1 protein-coding gene is annotated in these 1,731 nt (G+C 57.0%); it reads left to right on the top strand.

The window, feature by feature from the left end; translation table 11 throughout:
- Positions 1–1,731, top strand: a 1,731-nt coding sequence (locus tag WG8_RS28395) for a condensation domain-containing protein (RefSeq protein ID WP_007430359.1), incomplete at both ends; no start/stop codon positions are given.

Here is a 1,731-nt window from a genome sequence, read left to right on the forward strand (position 1 = left end):
ACCAGCCGCTTCAAGTGGCTTGGCTGTCGGCATTTGTATTTGATGCCTCGGTGAAGCAAATCTTTGCCAGCCTGCTGTTAGGCCACACCTTGCATGTGATATCCCGTGACGTCAGCCTGAATGGAGAGCAGTTGATCGGCTACTACCGCACGCACCGGATCGACCTGTCGGACGGCACACCTGCGCACCTGCATATCTTGAACGAGACCGTCGACGTGACGGAAGCGCCGGAAGTGAAGCACTACCTGATCGGCGGCGAAGCGTTGCCTGTGTCCCTGGTTCACGGGCTTCTGCACAAGTGGTCCAAGTATCGTCCGGTGATTACCAACGTGTATGGTCCGACTGAAACGACGGTAGATGCGACCACTTATACCATTGAAGATGTGGAGAGCCTGAACGTGCTGCTGGAAAAAGGGGAACACACGGTATCCATCGGAACACCGCTTCCGAATCTGTCCGTGTACATCTTGAATACCAAGCAACAGCTGGTACCGATTGGTATCGTGGGCGAGCTCTATATCGGGGGTGCCGGAGTAGGACGAGGATACCTGAACCTGCCGGAACTGACGGCAGAGAAGTTCATCCCGAATCCGTTTGCTAGTGCGGCTACAGGCGAACAAGCGGGCACCACTCACGCGAACCGGATGTACCGGACGGGGGACCTGGCACGCTGGCTGCCTGATGGCAGCATTGAGTATCTGGGCCGGGTCGACCACCAGGTGAAAATCCGGGGCTACCGGATCGAGCTGGGCGAGGTGGAAGCGCAGCTGCTGACCGTGGACGGCATCCAGAAAGCCGTGGTGACCGCATGGGAAAGCGAAGACGGGCACAAGGACCTGTGTGCCTACATCGTAGCCTCAGCGTCACTGAGTTTGCCGGAGCTGCGGAACGCGCTGCAGCCGAAGCTGCCGGATTACATGATCCCGACGTATGTCGTACAGATGGATCGATTCCCGCTGACGCCAAGCGGAAAAATCGACCGCAGAGCGCTGCCTGCGCCGGAAGCACGCCTCGAAGGAGGCATGGAGTACGTTGCGCCGCGGACGCCGCTGGAAGCCAAGCTTGCTCAAATCTGGCAGGATGTATTGAAGCTGTCCAGCGTAGGAGTCACCGACTCATTCTTCGACATGGGTGGACACTCTCTGCGGGCAACGACGCTGGTGGCCAAAATCCACCAGGAACTGGACAGCCGGATTACACTGCGCGAGGTGTTCCAGCACTTTACGATTGAGCAGCAAGCCCAGCTCATAGCTGCGCACGGGACAGACACCTATACGGTGATCCCTGCTGCGGCTAAGCAGGCGTACTACCCGGTTTCTTCGGCTCAAAAACGGCTGTACATCCTAAGCCATCTGGAAGGTGGGGATGTCAGCTACAATATGCCGGGTGTGTTAACGGTAGAAGGCCCGCTTCAGGCAGATCGGCTGGAGGGTGCGTTCCGTCAGTTGATTGCCCGTCATGAAACGCTGCGGACTTCCTTTGAGATGGTGGAAGGCGAGGTCGTTCAGTGGGTTTACGATCAGGTTGAGTTTGCAGTAGAGCGCCTGCAGGTGGATGAATCCGAAACCGAAGCGTATATCGAGTCTTTTGTACGCAGCTTTGATCTTCGGCAGGCACCGCTGCTGCGTGTTCGCCTCATTCAAACCGGACCGGAGCGCCACGTTTTGATGTACGACATGCACCATATCATTTCGGATGGAGTATCGTCTAATAATATCGTGCAGGAACTGG

The sequence above is a fragment of the Paenibacillus sp. Aloe-11 genome (assembly GCF_000245715.1).
Lineage (GTDB): Bacteria > Bacillota > Bacilli > Paenibacillales > Paenibacillaceae > Paenibacillus > Paenibacillus kribbensis.